4 protein-coding genes and 1 pseudogene are annotated in these 4,928 nt (G+C 69.6%); 4 read left to right on the top strand and 1 reads right to left on the bottom strand.

Translation table 11 applies throughout. The annotated features are described in order from the left end of the window. From AC32QD_RS01650 to AC32QD_RS01640, 3 genes are all read left to right on the top strand, one after another. A partial coding sequence (locus tag AC32QD_RS01650) for a radical SAM protein (protein WP_492008737.1) occupies nucleotides 1-947 on the top strand: 947 nt, incomplete at its 5' end. Further along, nucleotides 944-1,813 (top strand): hopanoid biosynthesis-associated protein HpnK, encoded by an 870-nt coding sequence (gene hpnK / locus AC32QD_RS01645; RefSeq protein ID WP_492008736.1) that lies wholly within the window; start codon nucleotides 944-946, stop codon nucleotides 1,811-1,813. The genes AC32QD_RS01650 and hpnK, both read left to right, overlap by 4 nt. Further along, complete coding sequence (locus tag AC32QD_RS01640) at nucleotides 1,810-2,841, top strand: lysylphosphatidylglycerol synthase domain-containing protein (protein WP_492008735.1); 1,032 nt, start codon at nucleotides 1,810-1,812, stop codon at nucleotides 2,839-2,841. Before hpnK ends, AC32QD_RS01640 begins: the two co-directional genes overlap by 4 nt. 33 nt (nucleotides 2,842-2,874) lie before the next feature. On the opposite strand, the gene hpnA is transcribed toward AC32QD_RS01640, so the two are convergent. Continuing rightward, nucleotides 2,875-3,894 (bottom strand): hopanoid-associated sugar epimerase, encoded by a 1,020-nt coding sequence (hpnA, locus tag AC32QD_RS01635; RefSeq protein WP_492008734.1) that lies wholly within the window; start codon nucleotides 3,892-3,894, stop codon nucleotides 2,875-2,877. 642 nt (nucleotides 3,895-4,536) lie between these two features. Here hpnA and AC32QD_RS01630 point away from each other — a divergent pair. Continuing rightward, nucleotides 4,537-4,928: pseudogene (locus AC32QD_RS01630) on the top strand (hypothetical protein); the annotation flags it as partial.

Here is a 4,928-nt window from a genome sequence, read left to right as displayed (position 1 = left end):
CGCCGCCGCGCGCCATCCTGCACGACATGGACCGGCTGCCGTTCGTCACCCCGGTCTACAAGCGCGACCTCGTCCCCGAGGACTACTTCATCGGCTATCTGCTGCATCCCTATGTCTCGCTGTACACCGGCCGCGGCTGCAAGTCGCGCTGCACCTTCTGCCTCTGGCCGCAGACGATCGGCGGCCACCTCTACCGCACGCGCAGCGCCGCCAACGTGATCGAGGAGATCGCGCTCGCCAGGGAACTGTTCCCGCAGGTCCGCGAGTTCTTCTTCGACGACGACACCTTCACCGACAACCGACCCCGCGCCGAGGAGATCGCCCGCGGGCTGGGCAAGCTGGGCGTGACCTGGTCGTGCAACGCCAAGGCCAACGTGCCCTACGAGACGCTGAAGGTCCTGCGCGACAACGGGCTGAGGCTGTTGCTGGTGGGCTACGAGTCCGGCAACCAGCAGATCCTGCACAACATTAAGAAGGGCATGCGGGTCGACGTGGCGCGGCGATTCACCGAGGACTGCCACAAGCTTGGCATCACCATCCACGGCACCTTCATCATCGGGCTGCCGGGCGAGACACGCGAGACCATCGAGGAGACGATCCGCTTCGCCACCGAGATCAACCCGCACACCATCCAGGTCTCGCTTGCCGCCGCCTATCCGGGCACCTTCCTCTATAACCAGGCGCGCGAGAACGGCTGGCTGGTGCATTCGGGCAGCGAACTGGTGCAGGGCGAGGGCTTTCAGGTCTCCTCGATCGCCTATCCGGACCTGAGCCAGGAGGAGATCTTCGAGGCGGTCGCCACCTTCTACAAGCGCTTCTACTTCCGCCCGCGCAAGATCGCCGACATCACGCTGGAGATGATGCGCAGCTGGGACTCGATGAAGCGGCGCGCCCGCGAGGCGGTGGAGTTCATGCACTTCCTGAGGGCCCGGGAGCTTGCTTCTTGAAGCGCCTGATCGTCACCGCCGACGATTTTGGCGCCTCGCTGCCGGTCAACACGGCAATCGAACGCGCTCACCGGCAGGGCATCCTGAACACCGCCAGCCTGATGGTCTCGGCGCCGGCGGCGGCGGACGCGGTCGCCCGCGCCCGGGCGATGCCCGAGCTGCGCGTCGGGCTGCACCTGGTTCTGATCCGCGGGCGCGCAACCCTGCCGCCGCACGAAATCCCGGACCTGGCCGACGCTCAGGGCAATCTGCCGAGCGGCCGCGTCGGTCCCGGCCTGCGCTACGTTCTGCGGCCGCGCGTGCGTCGGCAGCTCGCCGCCGAGATTCGGGCGCAGTTCGAGGCATTCCAGGCCACCGGGCTGGCGCTCGATCACGTCAACGCGCACAACCACATGCACCTGCACCCGACGGTGCTGGGCCTGGTGCTGCGCATCGGCCGCGACTACGGACTGCGCGCCGTACGGTTGCCGCGCGAGCCCTTCCTCGCCTCCTGGCGCGCCGCGGGCGACGGCCTGCTGCGGCGCCTCGGCAACGATCTCATGCTGCGGCCGCTCTTGGCGGCGCATCGCCGCCGGCTGAGACGGGCCGGCATCGCCTGCAACGATTTCGTATTCGGCATGAACGACACGGGCGCCATGGTGCGCGCGCGGCTGCTGGGCTTCCTCACCCGACTGCCTGACGGCATCTCCGAGATCTACTCCCACCCGGCGACCGGTCCCTGGCCGGAGATGGAGCCGATGGCGGCACGCTTCCGTTTCGCCGAGGAGCTCGAGGCCCTGACCGACGCCACGGTCGCCGCGGCGCTTCCGGCGCTGGCCATCGAGCGCACGGCCTTCGGCACATTGTCGGCCGAGCGGCTCCGGTGAGCCCGGCGAGGCGGCGGCGAGCGCTGCGCATCGGCAGCGTGCTGGCAACGCTTGCCGGCCTCGGGGCCATCGTCGCGCTGATCGCGCATGAAGGCTTCGCCGAGATGGGCCGGGTGATCGCGGCCGCTGGCTGGTACATCCTGCTGGTCTGTGCCTACCACCTGGTGCCGACGACGTCCGCGGGCCTGGGCTGGCGCGCCGCCGCCGCGTCGGTGCGCCCGGCCGGCCCGACCTGGCTGTTCGTCTATGCCCGCACCCTGCGCGAGGCGGTCAACGGGTTGTTGCCGGTGGCGCAGATCGGCGGCGACATTGCCGGCGCGCGCGCGCTGGCGCTGCATGGCACGCCCCCGGTGGTGGCCGGGGCGTCGATGCTGGTCGACCAGACCATCGAGCTGGTGGCGCAGATCGTCTTCACCCTGATCGGCATCATCGTCCTGCTGCTGCTGGGTGGCGGCGGGCTCGCCGGCTGGGCCGGGGCCGGACTTGCGGTGGCCATCGCGGCCGTGACCGCCTTTGCGCTGGCGCAGCGCCACGGCATGGTCCTGCTGGTGGAGCGGTTTCTTGGGCGCTTGGCGGATCACTTCGACCTGCCGGCGCTGGGCGCGCTCGACAACCTGCACGACACTGTCATGGCGACCTACCGCAATCGCGGGGCGATGGCCCGCTCGGCGGCCTGGCACATGGCGACCTGGTTCCTGGATGCGGGCGAGATGTGGATCACGCTGTGGGTCCTCGGCGCCCCGGTGGGCTTTGCCGAGGCGCTGGTGATCGAGAGCCTGGGCCAGGCAATCCGCTCGGCGGCCTTCCTTATGCCGGGCGCCTACGGCATCCAGGAGGGCGGCTACATGCTGCTCGGCACGCATTTCGGCTTGCCGCCCCAGATCGCACTGGCGGTCTCGCTGATCCGGCGCATCCGCGAGCTGCTGCTGGGCGTGCCGGTGATGCTATTCTGGCAGTTCGTCGAGGCGCACCGCCTGTCCGTGGCTGACGGCGGGGCGAGGGCGAAGGCTGCAAACGGCCGGGGCTGACCGCGCTTGGCCACTTGGGCGACGTCGGGCGCCCTACTCGGCCGCGACCGGCTTTTGCGACCGGCCGCGCGCCAGATAGCCATGGGCGTGGAACCAGTCGATCGCATCCGCCAGCGCCTCGGTCGCCGGGCGCGCATGGTAGCCGAGCTCGCGCTCGGCCTTGGCGGAGCTGAAATACATGTGCTTGCGGGCCAGCCTGACGCTGTCGACGGTGACGATCGGCTCGATCCCCGTGGTCCGGGCGATGAGCTCGGCGACATGCGCGATCGGCATGACCAGGTCGTGCGGCAGCCGCACACGCGGCGGGCGGCGGCCGGTCATCCCGGCGATCTGGCCGAGAAGCTCGCGCAGCGTCATGTTCTCGCCGCCCAAGACATAGCGCTCGCCGTTCCTGCCATGCTGCCAGGCCAGCAGGTGCCCTTCGGCCACATCGTCGACATGGACGATGTTCAGCCCGGTATCCACATAGGCCGGCATCCGGCCCGATGCCGCGTCCACCACGATCCGCCCCGTCGGCGTCGGCTTGATGTCCCGCGGACCCATCGGAGTCGAGGGATTGACGATCACGACGGGCAGCCCCTGGGTTTCGAACAGCTCGCGTACCGCCGCCTCGGCGAGGAACTTGGACTGCTTGTAGGGCCCGACCATGTCGTCATAGCCGACCGGGGTCTGCTCGTCGCCGACGCCGCCCGGCACGACGCCCAGTGTCGCCACGCTGCTGGTGTAGACGATGCGTTCGACCCCGGCCTCGGCCGCCGCCAGCATCAGATTCCGCGTGCCCTCGACATTGGTCGCGAACATGCGCTCGCGGTCCGGGACCCACAGGCGATAGTCGGCGGCGACGTGCATCAGGCCGCGACAGCCGCGCGCAATCCGGACGAGGCTTGCGCGATCCGTCAGGTCGCCCTCGACCACCTCGATAGGCAGACCCTCGAGGTTGCTCTGGTCGGACGACGCGCGCGCCAGCGCGCGCACGGACTGGCCGGCGTCGATCAATCGACGCGCGACCGCCGAGCCGACGAAGCCGGTCGCTCCGGTGACGAGTACAGTCATGGCCTTCCCGTGCTGAGGGCGCAGGTGACCCCCGGTGACCACCTGCCATGCGACGCGCGACCGCCCGATCGCGCGATGTCCCTGCTATTCCGACCGACACGGATCGCCAAGCGCTGCCCCCGAGGGTGAAGGATACGGTCGCGATAGCTCGCGTCCGAACATCGCTTGACGGCGGGGAATTCGCAAGCGCGCAAAAGCCACCCCGGCATCGAGGCGCGAGGCCGGGTCAGCCTAGGCAGCCCGGTCTAACCCGGGCGAGGCAGCGCAGCTAAGCCATCGGTCCGAGTGGCGTTCTGCTCGCTTGCCGTTCAGGCTTGCTCGCGGTGGCTCGTCTGCCGCGACCAAGGGACGGCAGGTCCGGTGTGGCAAGTCCCTGCCGGTCGGTCGGCGGCGCGCGGCCCGGGGCGCACCGCTCGGTCGGGGACCCGGGGCGGCGCGCACTGGGCCGGAGACCAGACGATGGCGTCGCGGGGGAACCCGCCCTGCGCCGTATCTAGGCCGTTTGGCCGAGCCGGGACTGCGGTGGGCCTAACTCATCAAGCCGAGTGGCGACAGGCGGCGCGAGCGGGCATCTCTTCGCTACCCGGATCCGCGGGGGCGCATCGTTGCGCCACGCTGAACCCGACTGGAGAAAGTCACGCCATGTTCGGAAAGAGGACCGGATCGGACAAGCTCCCGGAGGAGCCGACGACGACCCCGTCTCCGTCGACGGATGCGAAGGCGCGAATCGTGCCGCTGGTCTCGCCGCCGCCCGCCGCCCCGCCTACGCAGCCGGCCTCGGCGCGGCCGCAAGATCCGTCCAAGACCGGAGATTACTACGCGCTGAAGAAATCGGTCACCGAGGCGCTGCTCGAATCGATCGACGTGTCCAGACTGGCGACGATGGAGCTGACGCAGGCGCGCTCGGAGATCCGTCAGATTGTCGGGGACATTCTGGCGGTGAAGAAGGTTGTGATGACGGTGACCGAGCAGGAGGCGCTGCTCGACGACGTGTGCAACGACATTCTGGGCTATGGCCCGCTCGAGCCGCTACT

The organism is Thermohalobaculum sp. (assembly GCF_058622915.1).
Note: the sequence above shows the minus strand (reverse complement) of the source record. Positions and strands in the feature narration are given on the sequence as shown.

What these genes read in the sequence shown, in the direction of transcription:
- hpnA (WP_492008734.1), bottom strand. Translation starts at nt 3,894, where the DNA reads ATGACTGTACTCGTCACCGGAGCGACCGGCTTCGTCGGCTCGGCGGTC.